General features: G+C 56.9%; 13 protein-coding genes. 5 read left to right on the top strand and 8 right to left on the bottom strand.

Annotation, left to right across the window (positions count from 1 at the left end; all coding sequences use genetic code 11):
- Window positions 1-1798 precede the first annotated feature (1798 nt).
- Window positions 1799-1933 carry a hypothetical protein gene (locus tag OSC10802_RS56035; protein ID WP_255349220.1) on the top strand — a complete coding sequence of 45 codons (135 nt, stop codon included), beginning with the start codon at window positions 1799-1801 and terminating at the stop codon, window positions 1931-1933.
- A gap of 298 nt (window positions 1934-2231) precedes the next feature.
- Here the strand turns inward: OSC10802_RS56035 and rpmF are convergent, their stop codons facing one another.
- Entirely contained in the window at window positions 2232-2402 is a 171-nt protein-coding gene (rpmF, locus tag OSC10802_RS0134035) for a 50S ribosomal protein L32 (RefSeq protein WP_017721236.1), read from the bottom strand.
- Between the two features lie 757 nt (window positions 2403-3159).
- Between rpmF and OSC10802_RS51985 the strand changes: the two genes are divergently transcribed.
- On the top strand, window positions 3160-3423 hold the full coding sequence (locus OSC10802_RS51985; protein ID WP_155969074.1) for a hypothetical protein: 264 nt from the start codon (window positions 3160-3162) through the stop codon (window positions 3421-3423).
- A gap of 669 nt (window positions 3424-4092) precedes the next feature.
- Here OSC10802_RS51985 and OSC10802_RS45160 read toward each other — a convergent pair.
- The 4 genes from OSC10802_RS45160 to OSC10802_RS0134000 all read right to left on the bottom strand — a co-directional run bounded on the left by OSC10802_RS45160 (window position 4093) and on the right by OSC10802_RS0134000 (window position 8550).
- Window positions 4093-6750, bottom strand: coding sequence for a GAF domain-containing protein (locus tag OSC10802_RS45160; RefSeq protein WP_017721234.1), 2658 nt, complete (start codon window positions 6748-6750; stop codon window positions 4093-4095).
- Window positions 6750-7151 carry a hypothetical protein gene (locus tag OSC10802_RS0134020; RefSeq protein ID WP_017721233.1) on the bottom strand — a complete coding sequence of 134 codons (402 nt, stop codon included), beginning with the start codon at window positions 7149-7151 and terminating at the stop codon, window positions 6750-6752. The genes OSC10802_RS45160 and OSC10802_RS0134020 overlap by 1 nt, the downstream gene beginning before the upstream one ends.
- Window positions 7148-7306, bottom strand: coding sequence for a hypothetical protein (locus OSC10802_RS51980; protein ID WP_017721232.1), 159 nt, complete (start codon window positions 7304-7306; stop codon window positions 7148-7150). Before OSC10802_RS51980 ends, OSC10802_RS0134020 begins: the two co-directional genes overlap by 4 nt.
- Before the next feature lie 1001 nt (window positions 7307-8307).
- Entirely contained in the window at window positions 8308-8550 is a 243-nt protein-coding gene (locus OSC10802_RS0134000) for a DUF1816 domain-containing protein (RefSeq protein ID WP_017721229.1), read from the bottom strand.
- A gap of 386 nt (window positions 8551-8936) precedes the next feature.
- Between OSC10802_RS0134000 and OSC10802_RS51975 the strand changes: the two genes are divergently transcribed.
- From OSC10802_RS51975 to OSC10802_RS51970, 3 genes are all read left to right on the top strand, one after another.
- Window positions 8937-9101 (top strand): hypothetical protein, encoded by a 165-nt coding sequence (locus OSC10802_RS51975; RefSeq protein ID WP_017721228.1) that lies wholly within the window; start codon window positions 8937-8939, stop codon window positions 9099-9101.
- Window positions 9102-9550: 449 nt separating this feature from the next.
- On the top strand, window positions 9551-9721 hold the full coding sequence (locus OSC10802_RS53655) for a hypothetical protein (protein ID WP_017721227.1): 171 nt from the start codon (window positions 9551-9553) through the stop codon (window positions 9719-9721).
- 581 nt (window positions 9722-10302) lie between these two features.
- Window positions 10303-10491, top strand: a complete 189-nt coding sequence (locus OSC10802_RS51970; RefSeq protein WP_155969070.1) for a hypothetical protein — start codon at window positions 10303-10305, stop codon at window positions 10489-10491.
- On the opposite strand, the gene OSC10802_RS0133985 is transcribed toward OSC10802_RS51970, so the two are convergent.
- The 3 genes from OSC10802_RS0133985 to OSC10802_RS45530 form a co-directional block, all read right to left on the bottom strand.
- Window positions 10458-10838 carry a response regulator gene (locus OSC10802_RS0133985; RefSeq protein ID WP_017721226.1) on the bottom strand — a complete coding sequence of 127 codons (381 nt, stop codon included), beginning with the start codon at window positions 10836-10838 and terminating at the stop codon, window positions 10458-10460. The two genes, OSC10802_RS51970 and OSC10802_RS0133985, sit on opposite strands and share 34 nt — an antisense overlap.
- 32 nt (window positions 10839-10870) lie before the next feature.
- Complete coding sequence (locus OSC10802_RS51965; protein WP_155969068.1) at window positions 10871-11065, bottom strand: hypothetical protein; 195 nt, start codon at window positions 11063-11065, stop codon at window positions 10871-10873.
- A 291-nt stretch (window positions 11066-11356) separates the two neighbouring features.
- The gene (locus tag OSC10802_RS45530; RefSeq protein ID WP_017721225.1) at window positions 11357-16975 is read right to left on the bottom strand and encodes a PAS domain S-box protein; all 5619 of its coding nucleotides are present in this window, start codon (window positions 16973-16975) and stop codon (window positions 11357-11359) included.
- Window positions 16976-17217: the final 242 nt, after the last annotated feature.

Here is a 17217-nt window from a genome sequence, read left to right as displayed (position 1 = left end):
TGAACCATTGGTACACAAAATCATCGGCGAAAGTGTCAACCCCCCTGCCGTTTTTCCGGGCCCGTCTCAGGTGTGGGGTGTCGGTGCCGCCGGCATTAGTCCCTACACAGAGAGGAGTGCTAGCGAAAAGTTGTGAACCATTGGTACACAAAATCATCGGCGAAAGTGTCAACCCCTGCCGTTTTTCCGGGCCCGTCTCAGGTGTGGGGTGCCGGTGCCGCCGGCATTAGTCCCTACAGAGAGAGGAGTGCTAGCGAAAATTTGTGAACCATTGGTACACAAAATATCTGCGAAAGTGTCAACCCCCCTGCCGTTTTTCCGGGCCCGTCTCAGGTGTGGGGTGTCGGTGCCGCCGGCATTAGTCCCTACAGAGAGAGGAGTGCTAGCGAAAAGTTGTGAACCATTGGTACACAAAATCATCGGCGAAAGTGTCAACCCCTGCCGTTTTTCCGGGCCCGTCTCAGGTGTGGGGTGCCGGTGCCGCCGGCATTAGTCCCTACAGAGAGAGGAGTGCTAGCGAAAAGTTGTGAACCATTGGTACACAAAATCATCGGCGAAAGTGTCAACCCCTGCCGTTTTTCCGGGCCCGTCTCAGGGGTGGGGTGCCGGTGCCGCCGCCATTGATCCGGTGCATCTACAGATAGAGGAGTCCCAGGGAAAATTTGTGAACCATTGGTACACAAAATCATCGGCGAAAGTGTCAACCCCCTGCCTCCCTTCTGGGCCCGTCTCAGGGGTGGGGTGCCGGTGCCGCCGCCATTGATCCGGTGCATCTACAGATGGAGGAGTCCCAGGGAAAATTTGTGAACCATTGGTACACAAAATCATCGGCGAAAGTGTCAACCCCTGCCGGTTTTCCGGGCCCGTCTCAGGGGTGGGGTGCCGGTGCCGCCGGCATTAGTCCGGTGCCTCTACAGGGAGAGGAGTCCCAGGGAAGAGTTGTGAACCATTGGTACACAAAATTCTCGGGGAAATGTCAACCCCCTGCGGGCCGGGCTCCCGGGCCCGTCTCAGGTGTGGGCTGCCGGTGCAGCCGGCATTAGTCCGGTGCCTCTGCAGGGAGAGGAGTGCTAGCGAAGTGTTGTGAACCATTGGTACACAAAACATCTGCGAAAGTGTCAACCCCCTGCCTCTCTTCTGGGCCCGTCTCAGGGGTGGGGTGCCGGTGTTCCCTGACATTCCCCCGGTGCCTCTACAGAGAGAGGAGTGCTAGCGAAAATTTGTGAACCATTGGTACACAAAATATCTGCGAAAGTGTCAACCCCCTGCCTCCCTTCTGGGCCCGTCTCAGGGGTGGGGTGCCGGTGCCGCCGGCATTATAGCAGTATGCACTTAGGTTAGAACATTAGACCTTCAGGGGGGCGGGACGCCTGCCCTACGTCTATATAGCAGTAAGCATTTAGGAAAGCTACATTTCGGCCTCCCTTGCTCCAGAGCTCCCGAAGCTTCTATTGTTCTAACCAATATGACTGCTGCTATAGTCTTGTGCCTCTGCACAGACAGGAGTCCCAGGGAAAATTTGTGAACCATTGGTACACAAAATCATCGGCGAAAGTGTCAACCCCTGCCTCTCTTCCGGGCCCGTCTCAGGGGTGGGGTGCCGGTGCCGCCGCCATTGATCCGGTGCATCTACAGATAGAGGAGTCCCAGGGAAAATTTGTGAACCATTGGTACACAAAATCATCGGCGAAAGTGTTAACCCCCTGCCTCCCTTCTGGGCCCGTCTCAGGGGTGGGGTGCCGGTGCCGCCGCCATTGATCTGGTGCATCTGCAGATGGAGGAGTCCCAGGGAAAATTTGTGAACCATTGGTACACAAAATCATCGGCGAAAGTGTCAACCCCTGCCGGTTTTCCGGGCCCGTCTCAGGGGTGGGGTGCCGGTGCCGCCGGCATTAGTCCCTACAGAGAGAGGAGTGCTAGCGAAAAGTTGTGAACCATTGGTACACAAAATCATCGGCGAAAGTGTCAACCCCTGCCTCCCTTCCGGGCCCGTCTCAGGGGTGGGGTGCCGGTGCCGCCGGCATTGATCCGGTGCATCTACAGATAGAAGAGTCCCAGGGAAAATTTGTGAACCATTGGTACACAAAATCATCGGCGAAAGTGTCAACCCCTGCCGGTTTTCCGGGCCCGTGTCAGGGGTGGGGTGCCGGTGTTCCCTGACACCCCACAGAAACCCATGCCCAATCCGCAATGCCCCATGCGATGATGCCCCATGCCCAATCCCCAGTGGGCTATTCGTCCTCTTCCTCCTCAGCAGAGGGATAGACAAAGGTAGAGCGTCCAGTCAAAACCGACTTGCCCAGCGACAGGGCTCTTTGGGCTTGCAGCGTCGCCTTGCGCTTCCAGGTGGCTTTGCGCTTATCCCGCTTGGATTTCGATGTTTTCTTCTTTGGGACGGCCATGACAGTAAAAACTGTTAATTTTCGACAATCTTTCTATTATAAGGCATCCCCTCTTTTCTGAATAGAGCGCGGGCAATTTTGGATTTTGGATGCAAGGATTTTGGATGCAACCATTTTGGATTGGGCACTGCGGTGGGCTGGGACATGGGGTGAGCGAGCGCTTCCGTCGAGGAACCCAGCCCCTAACCCCTAACCATTGGGTGTGGGCATGGGCTATTGCTAATCTCGCCCAGACCGGAATGCAATTAATCAACCAGCCAGAGGAATAGTAAGCATTTAATTTGCACTATCTAAGGTATTATTTATCCCAAGAAGTTAAGTTAGAAAGGTTTAAATAGCCAGATTAACTTAAAGCAAAAAGCAGATTAAACGCGGAAAAGCTGGGGGTGGACTTGGCTCTGGTGGGGGAAAGATACGGCGAAGGAAAGCTGGCCAACCTTTTGGGAGCATCCCGACTAATGCAAAGAAGCCGAAATGAATGGGATAATGATTTCAGCAGGCGGCAGGAGAAGAATATTTTTTCCCAGCGGAATCCCGGCCACGGGATTGAAACGCCCAGCCGGCACGACAGTCGGCTCCCCGCTCTGCACACTGCCAGCCCCAGTGGCGGGTGCGCTCGGCCCAGTCGGGGGCGCGCTCGGCCCGGTCGCGGGTGCGCTTGGCCCGGTCGCGGGTGCGCTTGGCCCGGTCGCGGGTGCGCTTGGCCCGGTTGCGGGTGCGCTCGGCCCGGTCGGGGGCGCGCTCGGCCCAGTAGCGGGTGCGCTCGGCCCAGCCGGTGCGGCAGTCGGTTGCCCTGCTGGTGCAGCCGGCCCAGTCGGTGCGGCAGTCGGTTCCCCTGTTGGTGCTGTGCCGGGCTGTCGTGCTGGCGATCTGCCGGGCTGCCGTCCCCGTGCTGCGCCCGGTTGGCCTGCTGGAGCTCTCCCCGGTTGGCCTGTTGGTGCTGCGCCCGGTTGGCCTGCCGGTGCTGCGCCCGGTTGCCCGGGTGCAGGTTGAGGTGTGCCAAACCCCAGCAGAGTCTTAGAGCTAGGATAGTATCTGGCCCATCGCTTGGCAGCTGGCCTGGTTCGCCACTGATTGCGACTCACTTCTAGGGACAGAATCGGTGCAATTGCCCCTTTATTTTCAGCGAGAACAACAATCGAAACTTCGCTGACCAAAATATCTCTGTCAAAGCTCCGCTGAACCGCTGCCCGAGCCACTGTTTCAGCTCTGCGAAGCAGGGTTTCGTAGCTCTCACCCAGTTCACTGGCCAGAGAAATGTCAGCGCGCGCGGTATACGCTCGGGCAATCTGGGGGGCGGCGGAGCTTTCTAGCAACCAGACTCCGGTCCCCAATCCCAGCACCGCTGCTAAACTGAGCGCCGCTCCCACCCGGAAGCCGGCGCTGGCTGTACGCTGTGGGAGGGCCACACTCAGGCCAGACGTCTCAGACTTGAGTGCCGGCGGTAGGCGGAATTCACTGTATCTGCAGGACTCGTGCGGTAGGTTTCTAGCATTCCCGTAGGGTGCCCGCCCGTTTCGGCACATAGCTGCTAACCTCCTGACTGAAAAAATAGCAGGGGAGCGGGAGGCTGGGGGGCAATAGGAGGAAAGGGAAAGATTTCCAGCCACAGTTGGCGGCCCCTGGGTGTAATTGTCTCACCTTGTACTAGAAGGATCTTAGCAAGGCACCGGCGGCGCAGAAGCTCCCGTCACGCACCCCCTTTGTTTAGGCCACTCACCGGCAGCTCAACCCTAAAGCAGGTTAAACCGGCTTCACTGCTCACCTGTATCGAGCCTCCCAAGCGCTCTGTCAGTTTCTGCACCACAGCCAGTCCCAGTCCAGTCCCGCCCTGCTGCCACTGGTCGGCTTTGGGAATGCGGTAAAACTTCCGGAAAATTTGCGAGAGCTCTTGTTCCGGAATGTCAGCTCCGGAATTCGTCACGCTCAGATGCAGGCAACCGCCGGTAATGCTGACGCTCACGGTAATTTGTTCGCCAGCCGGCGTATACTTGCAGGCATTGGTGAGCAATTCTCGGAGGATGCGCCCCACAAGCAAAGGGTCGCCGACTACAGGGAGCAAGTCGGCAGGCATGTCGAGCGCCAGAGCTTGTTGCTGTCTTTGGGCTTGACCTTGAAAACTCCGCACGATTTCGGGTATGACCCGGTGCGGGTCGATAATCGCCGGTGCCCAAGGGTGAGAGCCGGCATCGAGCTGCTGCAACTCCAGCAGGTCTTCGATCAAACGGATCTCTCGCTCGCACTCGTTGCGGACAATCTGGAAATAGCGAGCCACTTTGCTGCGCTGCGCCTCCGGCTTAGCTAGGTCGGCAAAAAACTCCCTGTCCTGATTGAGAGCGATAGCCAGCATTTGGATCGCCATTTTCATATTCGCGAGCGGCGTCCGCAATTCGTGGGGAACTGTACTCAAAAAATCTTCTTGGAGGCGAGCGAGTTTGTCCAGTTCCGCCTTGTGGGTGTGCGCGACTCGATCCAGTCTGGCCTGACGGATTGCGATAGCGCAGTGAGAAGCCACCTGCCGCACCAGCCGGATCTCTTGCTCGCGAAAAGCTCCCTCTGGCGGCTTGACCAGGCACAGGTCGCCGATTGCCTCTTGAGAGTGGAAAATAGGGCAAACCAACATAGCGACCGCACCCAAGCTTTTGCTGCCACCGATCGGGCAAAACTGAACATCCTGGCACAGCAGTAGCTGGTGGCAGACTTCAGGAGAAGAAGCCATCACCGGCGGAACCGCTTGTGAAGCCAGCTCCGAGGGGGGATACTCGCAGCAGCTTGTGCGGGTAGTTCCGTCAGCGCTGTAGGTAGAGGCGCTGCAGCGATCGACTCGGAGCGCCAGAGCTAATTCCCGCACCGCCGCTTGCAAAATCACCCGTTCATCCAAACTGTCGCGGAGTTTGTCAGTGATGCGTTCGATCGCTGCCAAAGCCTCCTGCGCCTGCTGCAGCTCAGCTGTGCGCTCCTCCACGTGACGCGCCAATAAGGTGTTGCCGGCTAGCTCTATCTCCAACAGTCTAGATTGCTCCACAGCCACCTTCACCTGCGTCACCAGTGAGCCTAGCAAATCAATGTCAAACTGCTGCCACTGCCGTGTGCTGGCGCACTGGTGCACCATCAGCAGCCCCCACAACTGCGTGTCCGGCTCTTGGACATCTGGCGGAAGAGGAACTTCTGACTGGGCGAAAGGCAAAAGGCACTGCTCACTTTTGATCAAGATCGGCGCGACCAGCATCGACTTAATATCAAACAACTCCAGCAGCTGGATGTGACAGGAGTCCAGACCGGCTGAGTGGATATCCCCCACCGCCTGAATGCCCCCGAGCTGATACTGCCGCAGGTATGGGTTCTGGACTCCCCAGGGCACCCCCAAAGGAGCCGCCGGTGCCCTGAGACGAAGCACCAATCCCAGCATGGACGGCCAGCCAGGCCCCACAGATTCCGCAACCACTGAGCCTTGCATATCCCCACCGTAGCGATAGACTATCGCCCGCTCTGCTTGCAACAGTTGCCGCACAAGATCTGCGCTGGTGCTGAGAATTTCTTGGAGATTAGCACAGTGGCGCACTGCCCGGAGGCCGGCACCGCCGAGCCGGTGCTGCTGTTCAGGCGCACCCCCCACCGAAAGGGCAGGCTGGCCAGCAACGGCCCCCGAGCGCGGGCTGGCGCTGATTTTCTCCTGCTGCTCGCCCTTCCCCGCCACAGACGAGATGAATTCCCACTCAAAGCCGGTGCCATCAGCCAGCCAGTGTTCCAGATCGCCGACGAGGCGCTGCACCTGCAGATCCTGCGGAGCGGGTGCGCTAGCGCAAACCATCGTTTGCTGCATAGCAGCTCCCAAGATGTCGGCCACCTGGCAAGCCAGTTTAATGTGTTCGGCAGTGAATGCGCCCGGAGTTTCGGCGGTCAGTTCCAGGCAGCCCAGCAGGGGCGACCCGCTGAAAAGCCCGTCCTCCGCCTGTCCGAGCAGCGGGACATGGAGGCAAGAGCGCACCCCTCCTGCAGCGAGCGCAGCTGTCGCCTTTGAGGGCGCAGAAAGGGGCAGGATGTCTTCCACTAGGTAAATTTTCCGAAGCCGCAGCTGTGGTATACTGGCAAACATTTCCAGAGGCAGGCGGGCTCCCGTCGCCACCGGCGGCTGCTCTTGCGGTGCCGGCGCAGAAGGGCTCGTGATGTTCGTGGCGAGTACAAGAGCGACGCCTGCTTCATGGTCGAACTGGACAATACTGGCCCACCGGCAGGGCCATTGCTCAATCTGGCGCAGCGCCCAGATCGCAAGCGCCTCCAGCGCTCGGTTCGCCTGCATAGATTGAGCGATCTCTCCCCGACTCAATTGGCTTGCGGTGTTCTGCATCAATCTCTCCTCTGTGTGGAATGCGCTGCCGGTGTGCGGGCTAGATTTGGGCAAACTTCCTCTGTGTTCTGCAGCGCGCCGGCACTGACTTTCGCTGGCACTCTCAGAGTCCGCAGGTCGGGACCCCCCCGAATGTGCTGAGTGCGGAATTTTGACTTCAAGCTTTTACTGGCTCCCAGGCTGTTGCAAAGCAACTCACTCCCGCCCGCTTGCAAAGGCGCGTGCGGAGCTGAACTCTCACAGATCCGCTCCTGACGCCGCCCGCCTTGGAACCGATAGGTGCTGAACATGCCGGCGGGGGCAATTGCCCATGTGCCGGCGTCGCGCCCGCTTTCGCAACCCGCAGTTTCGGGCGGGCTGACAGTTCTGTCCGGGACTTCAACGACTGTCGCGCCAGTCACTCCGTCGGAGTCAGGACGCAGGCGGTTAACTCGTGACGCCAGTGCGGGATAGTAAAAGCTTGCCGGTAGGGATAGTGGGGATAAGTTTCTGCCTGAGTTTCAAGTGCTTCTTCTGGTCCCACCGGCCCCGTTAACTTCACTCTTTCTCGCTCCATATTTTCCCCCTCAATTTCCTCTGGCTCTCCCCAGGCATTATGTTATCTTTCTAGCTTTTCATCCCAAGCAATACTTGATTTTTACATTTTTTTTATTTCTGGTGCTTTTCTAATCTAACTGCTCAGGCTCTCTATAATTTACACGATGTTTTCGTTAGTTGGCAGCTCCTGTTCTGACAGTTACCCCAGCTCAGGAAAGTCGGTTCCCGCCTTTGCCTGCAACAGCAAATGCGGGGCTGCAATCCCTCTCTGTTCTGACGAGCCAAAGAGCCGCCAATGAGCTGAGTGTTAAGGATGCAGTCATTTTGGGCATTTCTTCTCCTGGGTTGACGCTGCTGTTTTTGATTAAACCCCGCCCCGCTCCTGCGGTCAGCTATACACCTTCCCCCTTTCTTGCCGCACGCTGATGCGCGACACTGCTCCCTGAAACGCCGGTGCAATAAAAAAAGTGACCGAAAGCCTGCGCCCGCTTGCAGGGGGGGGAGCGAGTATATTGACACTCTCGCCCCTGGAAGGGGTGAGATTCTGTGCCCTTTAAGCCAGCGGAGGGCGAGTGGCTTGCCTTCAGGTTGGCCTGCCTCTAGCGGGAGCATCTGGCTCTTTTTTGAAATTAGCGCCCAAATGTGAAGAACTCGTGAAGAGAAAGCGGGGATCGCTAAAAATTTATGCCGGAGATTTTTCGGCGGGAGGACAGGTCAATATGTGAGAGGCTGTCGGTTCCGTGCCGGCAAGAAAGCGGGAAGCGACCTGAAGTTGGGAAACACAGGTTCGGCGCACCGCGCCCCAAGAATCGATCTCAACAACAAACGCCCCAGCTAGGGCATCTTCCGTCGAAGGCAAGACCTCTTGGTTCCGCGTTGGCTTGCCGGGATCGCAAGAGAATAAAAAAGCCACCGCACAAGCCGCAAAGCTGGTTCGGTGGCGGAAACGCACAGCTGGGGGACTCTTTGCCTTCCCTCCGCCAACCTCAGGGGAGGAGCGGGGGATTGGGCGGTCCTGAACTAAAAAATAGTTAGCTCTTTTGGCTGGCACTGCTGAATCTGCATAGCAATTCCTAGGGCTCCCTCCAGTTCCAAATCTTCAATGTAGCCAGAGTGGGCTTCTTCAGCTTCCTTAGCACTCAGAAAAGGGCCGAAGTAATAGATACAGCTGGGCTGGTCAGTGACTATTTTCAACCACCAAGCCAATCCCAGCCGCTCCAAGCCAGAAATAAAAGCCTCTTCAATTACTGTTGCCAACTTCATGGGGGTTCTCCACGATTTGTGTGGCTCAGTAGCGGTCCGGATCGAGGGCAACCGGCTCCTTGCACTGAGCGGGTTTTCTTTTCAACACGCACGTTTTGTTTCTGCCGCGCCCTAGCTGCGCCCGCTACACGGGAAAAGGCGGCGCGGGATTGGGGGCCGTGCAAATTTATCACTCTCCCATTTGCCGTAGAAAAATTTCTGATATTTCGCCTCAACTCTTCCAATATAATTAGGTATTCAAACGCAGTCTGCCGGCACTAGCGGGGCGCAACGCTAAGCTGTTAGGCTTTTAACCTGCTTTTGCGTTGGAATGAGGCAGAGGCTCCAGATTGCCTTTACAAGAAGCTCCAGCAAACCTGAAACTTGAAACTTTTAGTGCAAATTTAATGCGCGAAATTCTCTTGCCGCAAAAAGCGCGCGGTTTAGTCAGTGTTGGGCATTTCCAGAAAACTAAAGTCTGGAGTTTCGGCGAGTTTTGCCGTACCATTCAATACCATTATAAACCTCACGGCTGGGGCACCGGGCACCGGCAAGAAAAGGTGCTAGCCTAAGGGGGGTCTGTGAAATCTCTTCTCAATCCCCAGTGTTCAGCGCCGGGCAGTCAATTACTCTTCAAAGGTTCAAAGCTGAGAGGGCCGGCACCTCTCACTAAATAAGGCGCTATTTCCCAAGGGCAATCCAGTCGTCTGCTGGCTGCTTTTTTCTCTGTAGGGGCTAGAACATCGCCAGATTTTCTAGCACTAGCCACTTAGGTTAGGGCACAGAGGGAGCGCCTGCCCTAGGTCAGGACTTCGTAGGATAGGCGTTCTTTTCCGACGCGCCTGTCCGAACCTAAGTGAATATTGCTATCTAAGGTTTGTATAAGCAACTTAATTGGAAAAAGCAGCGCGACGTTTCATTCAGTCCCGGCAGTTCTTATTTTATGCGATCGAGAGTCTCTGGGAACGCCATTTTGAGATGGCGAAAAACTTAAAAAACAGCATTCTCCTTTGGGTTTAATATGGAAATCATTCCCCAGGAGAGCTTGCCCGACTTGTTGGGAACCTTTAGTCTGTTCTCGCAGGAGAAAATCGGACTGAAGCCGCCACCTTGCAAGCTGTCGCTCCCCAGCGCCCCCAGACTGATGGCTTCAGTTTTCGGGTATGAGATAGAGCGGTTCTCAGTTAGATGAGGTACGCCGGTCGAAAACAAAACAGTTTAACGAAACCGTTTGCTGTAGGGGCGGGGCTCACCGGAGATGTCTGTCAGAAGCTCCGGATGTGACTAAACACGCGATAGCAATAACCAGTAAGTTTAGGACATGGGCATTGCGGCGGGGATTGGGCATTGAGCATTGGGCATTGCTGTAAGTTTTCCATGATGCGCCATGCCCCATGCGCCATACCCCATGCGCATGCTATTAATGCCCTAATCTAAGTAAATACTGCTATACAGCACAGCTGAACGCCTCAGGAAAAATGTACCGCACTGATATGAAAAACGCTATAACAGCATTAAACGTTTTCCGGCTCTCCTGTCTTTGCGACAATAAGTAAAGCAGATGATTAAATCCAAACCCATGCTTGCCAAGGAATTGCCAATTGCCAGCTTCCTGTGAGCCGTCTCCCAAAACCCTATTTTCTATTTGGGGGTGGGGTTGTCCGCCGCAAAGGCTGGAGAAACCGTTTTTTGTGGCTCTGAAAGAATTGTTTAACTTTTCCCAACCCGCGCACTGGCTGACATTTCCCCATTAACTTAATATTATACAATGCTTTGGCGGGAGATTATGTTAATTTTTCTTACGGGCGACTGGAGTCGCCCGGTTCGCTTATCGCCGTATCTGAAGCCAGGGGGAAAACGGGAACGTTTCTCAATTTGGAGTTGGGGTTGCCGGTGGGGTTGAATGTCGGGGGCGAAGTGGCGGTGGTTTACAAGCTCCAGGAGAGAACTTTTGCCACCTGACCTGCGAGGCTCATGGGGTCGAAGGGTTTGGCAATCACCCCTGCGACTCCCAGTTCAGCGAACCGGCGCTGGTCATTAGCCTGTACCTTGGCGGTTAACAAAATCACCGGGATCTTCTGGGTGGCGCTGCGCCGCTGCATCTGTGCTAAAGTCGCAGGGCCATCCATATCAGGCATCATAACATCGAGGAGGATAGCATCAGGCTGCTCGGCTTCCGCTTTGTCAATTCCCTCGCTTCCCGAACCGGCTGTCAGAACTTCCCATCCCCCCACCATCTCCAAACTGAGCTGGGCGACTTCCCGGATATCGTCTTCATCATCTATCACCAGGATGCGCTTGGCTGCCATAACACGTTTTCCTCCTCTGTTTTTAAATGCGTTTAAATCTGTGGGTTGCTTGAGTCAGCGCAAGCATTACCCCTTAGCATATCTACTTTGTGAGGTGCTGGGGGCGCGTTCACCGGCAGTTGCTGCGTTCGCGTGCGATACACCTTCGTGCGGGGTGCCGGTGGGAGTGCCGCACGCGCACCGCAAGAACCCGGATTAGTATATTGACAGTTTTGCTCTGTGTCCATCCATAAGCTGCAATCGGGGAGATCGCACAGCTAGCTACCAATCTAGTGAGCAAAAACTAACAATTTACACCAATCCTTAAAAGGGGCAGGCGTTGAACTGTGTCCCTGCCGGGTGGCGGTTGAGGGCAGGGATTGGGGAAGTTGGTGAGCGAGTCGTTTTGCATGCCCGGATGCATAGATTGTGAATTGGGGATTGGGGATGGATTGTTTGGCGCAATGCCCAATGCCCGGTGGGAGCGTGGGAGAGTGCCTGATGCGTTAGCGAAGCGGCTCCGCAGGAGCGGCGCGCCCCTACACTGTGTCAAGTCGGAGCGGCAGGGTGAAGCAGAAGGTGCTGCCGTGACCCAAGGTACTTTCCGCCCAAATGCGACCTCCGTGCTGCTGCACGATAGTGCGGCAGATAGCCAAACCCAGGCCGGTGCCCCCGAAAGCTCGCGAGTCGGAAGAGTCCACCTGCTGAAAGCGCTCAAATATTGTATCGAGCTTTTCCGCCGGAATGCCCCGCCCCTGGTCCGCGACAGCAATCAGCAACTCCGCAGGGGCAGGTTCCCGCGCCTGCGCCCCATCGCCCCCTGCCGCAGGCGTCGCGCCAGTGCCGGCAGGCCGCACGCTGGCCACACGCTCGCCGGCGGCCTGGGGTGGATGCCCTCTTGTAGGGGTGGCCCCCCGTGGCTGCGCCCCCCCGCCGACGCCCTCTTGGGGCTGCTCCCGGACAGAGCCGGTCACGGAGACTCTGGTTCGAGCCGGTGAAAACTTAATGGCATTGCTAAGCAGATTAGTCAGGACTTGCACGATGCGGTCGCGGTCCGCCTCCAGGAGAACCCCTTGCGGGTGGCCGAGAATCGGCTGCACCGAGAGGGTGACGCCCTCCTTCAGGGCCATCGCCTGCATTTCCTCAACCGCCTGCTTCATCAGATCGCCGGCATCGCAAAGCTGTTTCTCCATAACAATCTTGCCCGACTGGATGCGCTCCAGATCCAGAATGTCATTGATCAGGCGCACCAAGCGCTCGGTGTTAGAAAGCGCGATATCCAGCATGCGCTTAGCCTTCTCAGGCTGGTCAGTGAGCAGCCCCGCCGCCAGCAGGCCCAAGGCACCGCGCATTGAAGTCAGGGGCGTCCGCAGTTCGTGGCTGACCACCGAGATAAATTCATCCTTCATCCGCTCCACAGCCAACCGTTCGGTGATGTCTTTAAAAGTCACAACCGCACCGACAATCTTGCCTCGCTCCAGAATCGGCGTGCTGACGTACTCAACCGGAAAAGAGCCATTCTTTCCCCAGAAAAGTTCGTCAGTGACATGGTGAGCGGAGCCGTCCTGCAGTGAGGCATAAATCGGAGAGTGCTGGCTGGGAGAGAGTTGAGTTTCCCCAGAAGAGGGTGAAACTTTGGCACTGGCATGACTGTCCTTGTTAAGGCGCTCGCTCACCGCTCCTGACTCACAGCGCCCGCCCTCAGGGGGGAAAGGCTCACCCAGGAGTTCCTTAATTTCATATCCTAGCATTCTCGATGCCGCTGGATTGACGAAGGTTATTCTCCCCCTGGCGTCCAGCCCGCAAATTCCTTCCCCCGCTGAATTTAAAATTAATTCATTTTGATGGCGCAGTCGTTCCAGAGCAGCTTCTATGCGCTTGCGGTCGGTGATGTCGCGGGCAATGGTTGAGACGCCCGTCACAGAGCCGGTGGCGTCAAAGATAGGAGAAATAGTGAGGGCGACGTTGATGATCTGGCCATCTTTGCGCAACCGCAGGGTTTCATAATGCTCCAGTCGCCCTCCCTGCTGGATTCGTTCCAGAATTTGCGGCATCTCATCCTCATGGTCGGGCGGGGCGAGCACAGAGGAGTAGCGCCCGATCGCCTCAGAGGCAGCGTAACCGTAAATCTTCTCGGCACCGGCATTCCAGCTAACAATCACCCCATCGAGAGTCTTGCCAACAATAGCGTCGTCCGAGGACTCCACAATCGACGCCAGACGGCTTAGCTGTTCCTCTGCCTGTTTGCGCTCGGTGATGTCGCGCCCGAGAACGACCAGCCCTTTTCGCCCTCCGCTGGGGTGAAACAAAGGCACTTCAATCAGGTCGTAGATTTTGGCCGTTCCGTCCGGTTGGGGAATCACTTGCTCTACGCGAGAGAGCGTCCCTTTGCTCCAGGCGGCTTCATCTGTCCGCTCGCAAGTGAGCAAGGCATCCCCATAAAAACTGTTGAATTCGGCAATCTGGGAATCCTTCAAACCCCGGTAATCGAGCCCTTCTAGCTGGAAAACTCCCAGCATCGCCTGGTTCGCCATCAGCCACCGCCCAGACTCATCCTTAAAGCAAACAATATCGGGCATGGCGTCAATCAGCGTGCGCAGCGGCTCCTGACTCTCGCGCAGCGCCGCCTCCACCCGCTTTCTCTCCCCGATTTCCCGCTGCAGCTGTTCGTTGGCCAAAGTCAGTTCCTCGGTTCGCGCCTCCACCAGATCCTCTAACTGTTCCCGGTACTGCCTGAGCTCCTCCTCTGTCCGCACGCGGTGACTGACGTCGCGCAGCACCGACAGATGGCGGCCTGGCAGAAAGTTGGCCACCGCAGAATACTCCACCAAACGGGCGCTTCCGTCTGCGCGCCGCAGGCCGAACTCGCCGGTTGCCCGCCCGAGTTCCCGGAATCGCCGCCACTGTTGCTGCAATTGAGAAAGCGGCGCAGTTGCAAACTCAACCAGATGGCGTCCCGCGAGTTCCTTGGGCGGCAAACCGAACAGTTCCCCAGCGGCGGGGTTGGCTGCGATATACTCGCCTGAGTCATCCGCAATCACCATAGCGTCCATCGCAGCCTCGAAGACGGCTTGCAGCTGGTGGGCGCTCTCTTGCAGCGCCTCCTGGGCTCGGGCTGCCACTCGGGCGGCCTCTACCCGCTCCGTAACATTGTGAAAATAAACGGCCAGTCCGTCTGCCCCGGGGTAGGCGTGAACTTCAAACCAGATATTGAGCGGCGGGTAAAATTCTTCAAAGCTGACGGCTTGTCCTGTCTCAACCGATCGCGTAAACTGTCCAAAGAAAACGGAACCGGCAGTTTCTGGAAACACCTCCCAAACGTTCTTACCCAGAAGTTCCTCCCGCTTTTTCTGCATAATCTGCTCGGCTTGGCGGTTGATATAGGTGAGCCGCCACTGCCGGTCTAGGGCAAAAAAAGCGTCCGTAATGCTCTCGAGAATGTTAACAATCCGCCGGTTGGATTCTCGCAGCGCTTCCTGCGCCCTCTTGAGTTCGGTTACGTCCTGATTGACGACAATCGCCCCGGATATCTCTTGCGAAAGGTTCCGCAGCGGCACAGCTGAGTTTAAAATCGTTTTGCGATCGCTGGAAGCGCTTTCGATGTCAATCACTTGATTGAGTGAGGTTTCCCCTTTGGCGAGCGCGCGAGTCAGCGCCCACTCACCCGCTGTTACGGACAAGCCGGTGTCAGAAAATTTGAGATTTTGCCAGCAGCACCAGTCGCTGTGCTCCCCTTCCCGCAGCGCGCCTGGAAACGATAGCCATCCCAACCCGTCACCGCCCCAAATTTGTCTGCCGGCTGGATTTTCTAGCAAGATCCGACCCCGCTCGTCTGTAACCCACACTCCCACCGGCAGAGTTTCTAATACTTTTCTCAGCAGCTCTTCACTTCGCTGCAGCGCTTCTTCGGTTTGCTTGCGGTCGCTGATGTCCCGGCAGGTGTAAAGCACTGTCCCCCCTTTGATAGCGACGCGCTTCACGCTCACCAGCAAGGTGCGCCGCTTGCCGGTTTTGCCTGCGATCTCCCGCTCGATATTCTGAATTTCTCCCGCTCTCTCCAGTTGAATTTTATCATAAATCCGCTCCCCAAGCAACTCATAAATGTTGCCTAACGCTTGCACTTCTTCAACTGAGTGTTCAAAAATTAGGTAAACATTGGGAGAGATGTAAGTAAACTTACCGGCGCTATCTGTAATCAAGATAGTTTCGGAAATATTGCTGAGTGCCAGCCGGTGCAGTTCTTCTGAAGCTCGCAGCGCCTCTTCCATTTGCTTGCGCTCGGTGAGGTCGCGGCTGACCACGAGCACGGCGGGCGAATTTGCGTCGCCCACAGGAGTGACGGCTGACTCCACGCTCACTTGTGTGCCGTCGGTCCGCAACAAGGTTTCTTCTATAAAAGGAACGGCTTGTTTTTCTTCTGTTACCTTTCTAATCCGCTCTTGGAAAATTTCCTGAAACGCAGGATGTACGAAATCCATGACAGGCTGTCCGATGAGCTCTCCGACACCGGCAGCACCCAGCAGTTTGACACCGGCAGTATTAATCAAATCTATCTTCCCCGCGCTCGCGACGACGATCGCTTCGGGCGAGAGCTCTACGAGCTGCCGGTAGCGCTGCTGGCTTTCCAGCAGCGCCGCTTCTTTGGCGCGCAACTGGTGGCGGCGGCGCAGCGCCATGATGCCATAAGCCAAATCGGAGGCCAGTTCTTTCAGCAGCTGGACTTCTGTTGCGTCAAAGGCATCCGGTTCGGAGGCGCAAATAGTGAGAACCCCGAAGCACACGGGGTTAGCCTGTGTGTTTTGCTCCGGCACCCCATCTAACCCGCTCTCCATCAGTGGCAGGGCTATCGCCGATGCGCAGCCTCGCGCTTGCGCCGCAGCTCGCCAAGGAGAGCCGGCGGGAGCGCTGAGGATGTTTTGCACGATGCAAGGCGAGCCGGTGCGAATGGCGGAATAGGCGGGATGGCAGCTCAAGCCGTTTGAAACGCACTCCTGCGAGCTCAATCGTATTTCTGCGCCCAAAGATTCCAGATAGCTGGGCGATTCGCCATACTGGGCGTGCGGGCGACATGAGCCGTCCATTTCTGGAAAGCCGACCCAGGCCAAGCGGTAGCCGCCGGTTTCTACAATAATCCGGCAAATATCACTGAGTAACTCTGACTCTTCTGTAGCCCGCACCAGTGCTTGGCTGCAATCGCAAATCGCTCTCAGGGAGCGATTGGCCCGACACAGCTCTTTTTCCATAGCGAAGCGGGACGCGACAGCGTTCTTGTGCCGGCGCTCGGTCAAGTCGCAGACGATCGCTGAATAGCCTGCCAATTGCCCTCGTTCATCTCGCAGGGCTGTAATGGTCATGTTGGCCCAGAACTTTGACCCGTCCGGGCGCACGCGAACGCCTCCGTCCTCACACTGACCGGCGCTGATCGCCAGCTGCAGTTCTTTTTCCGGTTTGCCGCACTCAATGTCTTCCCTCGGATAAAAGCACGAGAAGTGCTGGCCAACAATCTCTTCTGAGCGATACCCCATAATGCGCTGAGCGCCGGCGTTCCAGGTGACCACGTTTCCTGCGGTGTCCAGCATGAAAATAGCATAATCCCTGACGTTTTCCACCAGCCAGCGGAAGTCTAGCGCCGGCATTGCCGCACTCAGCTTTTTCAGTTCCTCGGACAGCCGCCCGCACCGCAACAGGTTTTCCACCCTCAACTCCAGCTCGGCAGGAAGGACGCTGTCGCGTCCCGCTAGCGCTGACGCGCCGCTAACGCTAACGCTAACGATGGGGGCTGCGATAGCGTCGTCCGCCACTCCCCCCAGTACAGACGCCCCAATCGAAGCCCAGGGGCGTTCCGCCACCAGAAGCACCGGCAAAAATACAGGCTCACTGGCGGCTTTTAGAGCAGCGATTTTTGGCCCATGCCTGCTGAGAGCCGCACTGTCGGCAATGCAAAGGTGAAAGCTCGGCGGGAGAGCTGGGAGTGCCCCTAAATTTTTTAATTTTTGGGGGCTCTCCGCCCCACCCGCCAGCCAGCCACTCGCCACCTCTTCTGCGAGCAGTACCCCGTAGCGGTCGCTCAGCCAGTTGGCCAGCTGGCACTGGATTTCTTTGTCATCGAGCAGGAGCAAAATTTTGCGTTTTTGGTGTTGCGTTCTTGGGCGGCTCATTGTTCAGCCTCCGGATGGGGGCGGGGTGATTACAATCTTTTTGTTGCTTCTAGCTGGGGTGAGCCCGCTCCTGCTTTCCCAGGGGGCGTTGCTGGCGGCAGCGGAGGCGGCGGGTTGATTCATATCCGGCGCTCTGCCAGAAATATCTGAGCGTGAACTCGCCCCTATCAGGGAGTTGCAGGTCTGGGCTTTTCCTCGCACCGCCGGCAATATCGCCGGAGCCCAGACAGTCCAGAATTGTC

The organism is Kamptonema formosum PCC 10802 (assembly GCF_000332335.1).
GTDB lineage: Bacteria > Cyanobacteriota > Cyanobacteriia > Cyanobacteriales > Oscillatoriaceae > Oscillatoria.
The sequence above is the reverse complement of the archived record's forward strand: the minus strand, read 5'-3'. Positions and strand labels throughout refer to the sequence as shown.

Bases quoted from the DNA above. Each gene is read 5' to 3' on its own strand.
- OSC10802_RS45530 (WP_017721225.1), bottom strand. From the start codon at position 16,975: ATGAGCCGCCCAAGAACGCAACACCAAAAACGCAAAATTTTGCTCCTG.
- OSC10802_RS0133985 (WP_017721226.1), bottom strand. From the start codon at position 10,838: ATGGCAGCCAAGCGCATCCTGGTGATAGATGATGAAGACGATATCCGG.
- OSC10802_RS51965 (WP_155969068.1), bottom strand. From the start codon at position 11,065: ATGGACACAGAGCAAAACTGTCAATATACTAATCCGGGTTCTTGCGGT.
- OSC10802_RS51980 (WP_017721232.1), bottom strand. From the start codon at position 7,306: ATGGAGCGAGAAAGAGTGAAGTTAACGGGGCCGGTGGGACCAGAAGAA.
- OSC10802_RS45160 (WP_017721234.1), bottom strand. From the start codon at position 6,750: ATGCAGAACACCGCAAGCCAATTGAGTCGGGGAGAGATCGCTCAATCT.
- rpmF (WP_017721236.1), bottom strand. From the start codon at position 2,402: ATGGCCGTCCCAAAGAAGAAAACATCGAAATCCAAGCGGGATAAGCGC.
- OSC10802_RS51975 (WP_017721228.1), top strand. From the start codon at position 8,937: ATGCGCGAAATTCTCTTGCCGCAAAAAGCGCGCGGTTTAGTCAGTGTT.
- OSC10802_RS0134000 (WP_017721229.1), bottom strand. From the start codon at position 8,550: ATGAAGTTGGCAACAGTAATTGAAGAGGCTTTTATTTCTGGCTTGGAG.
- OSC10802_RS53655 (WP_017721227.1), top strand. From the start codon at position 9,551: ATGGAAATCATTCCCCAGGAGAGCTTGCCCGACTTGTTGGGAACCTTT.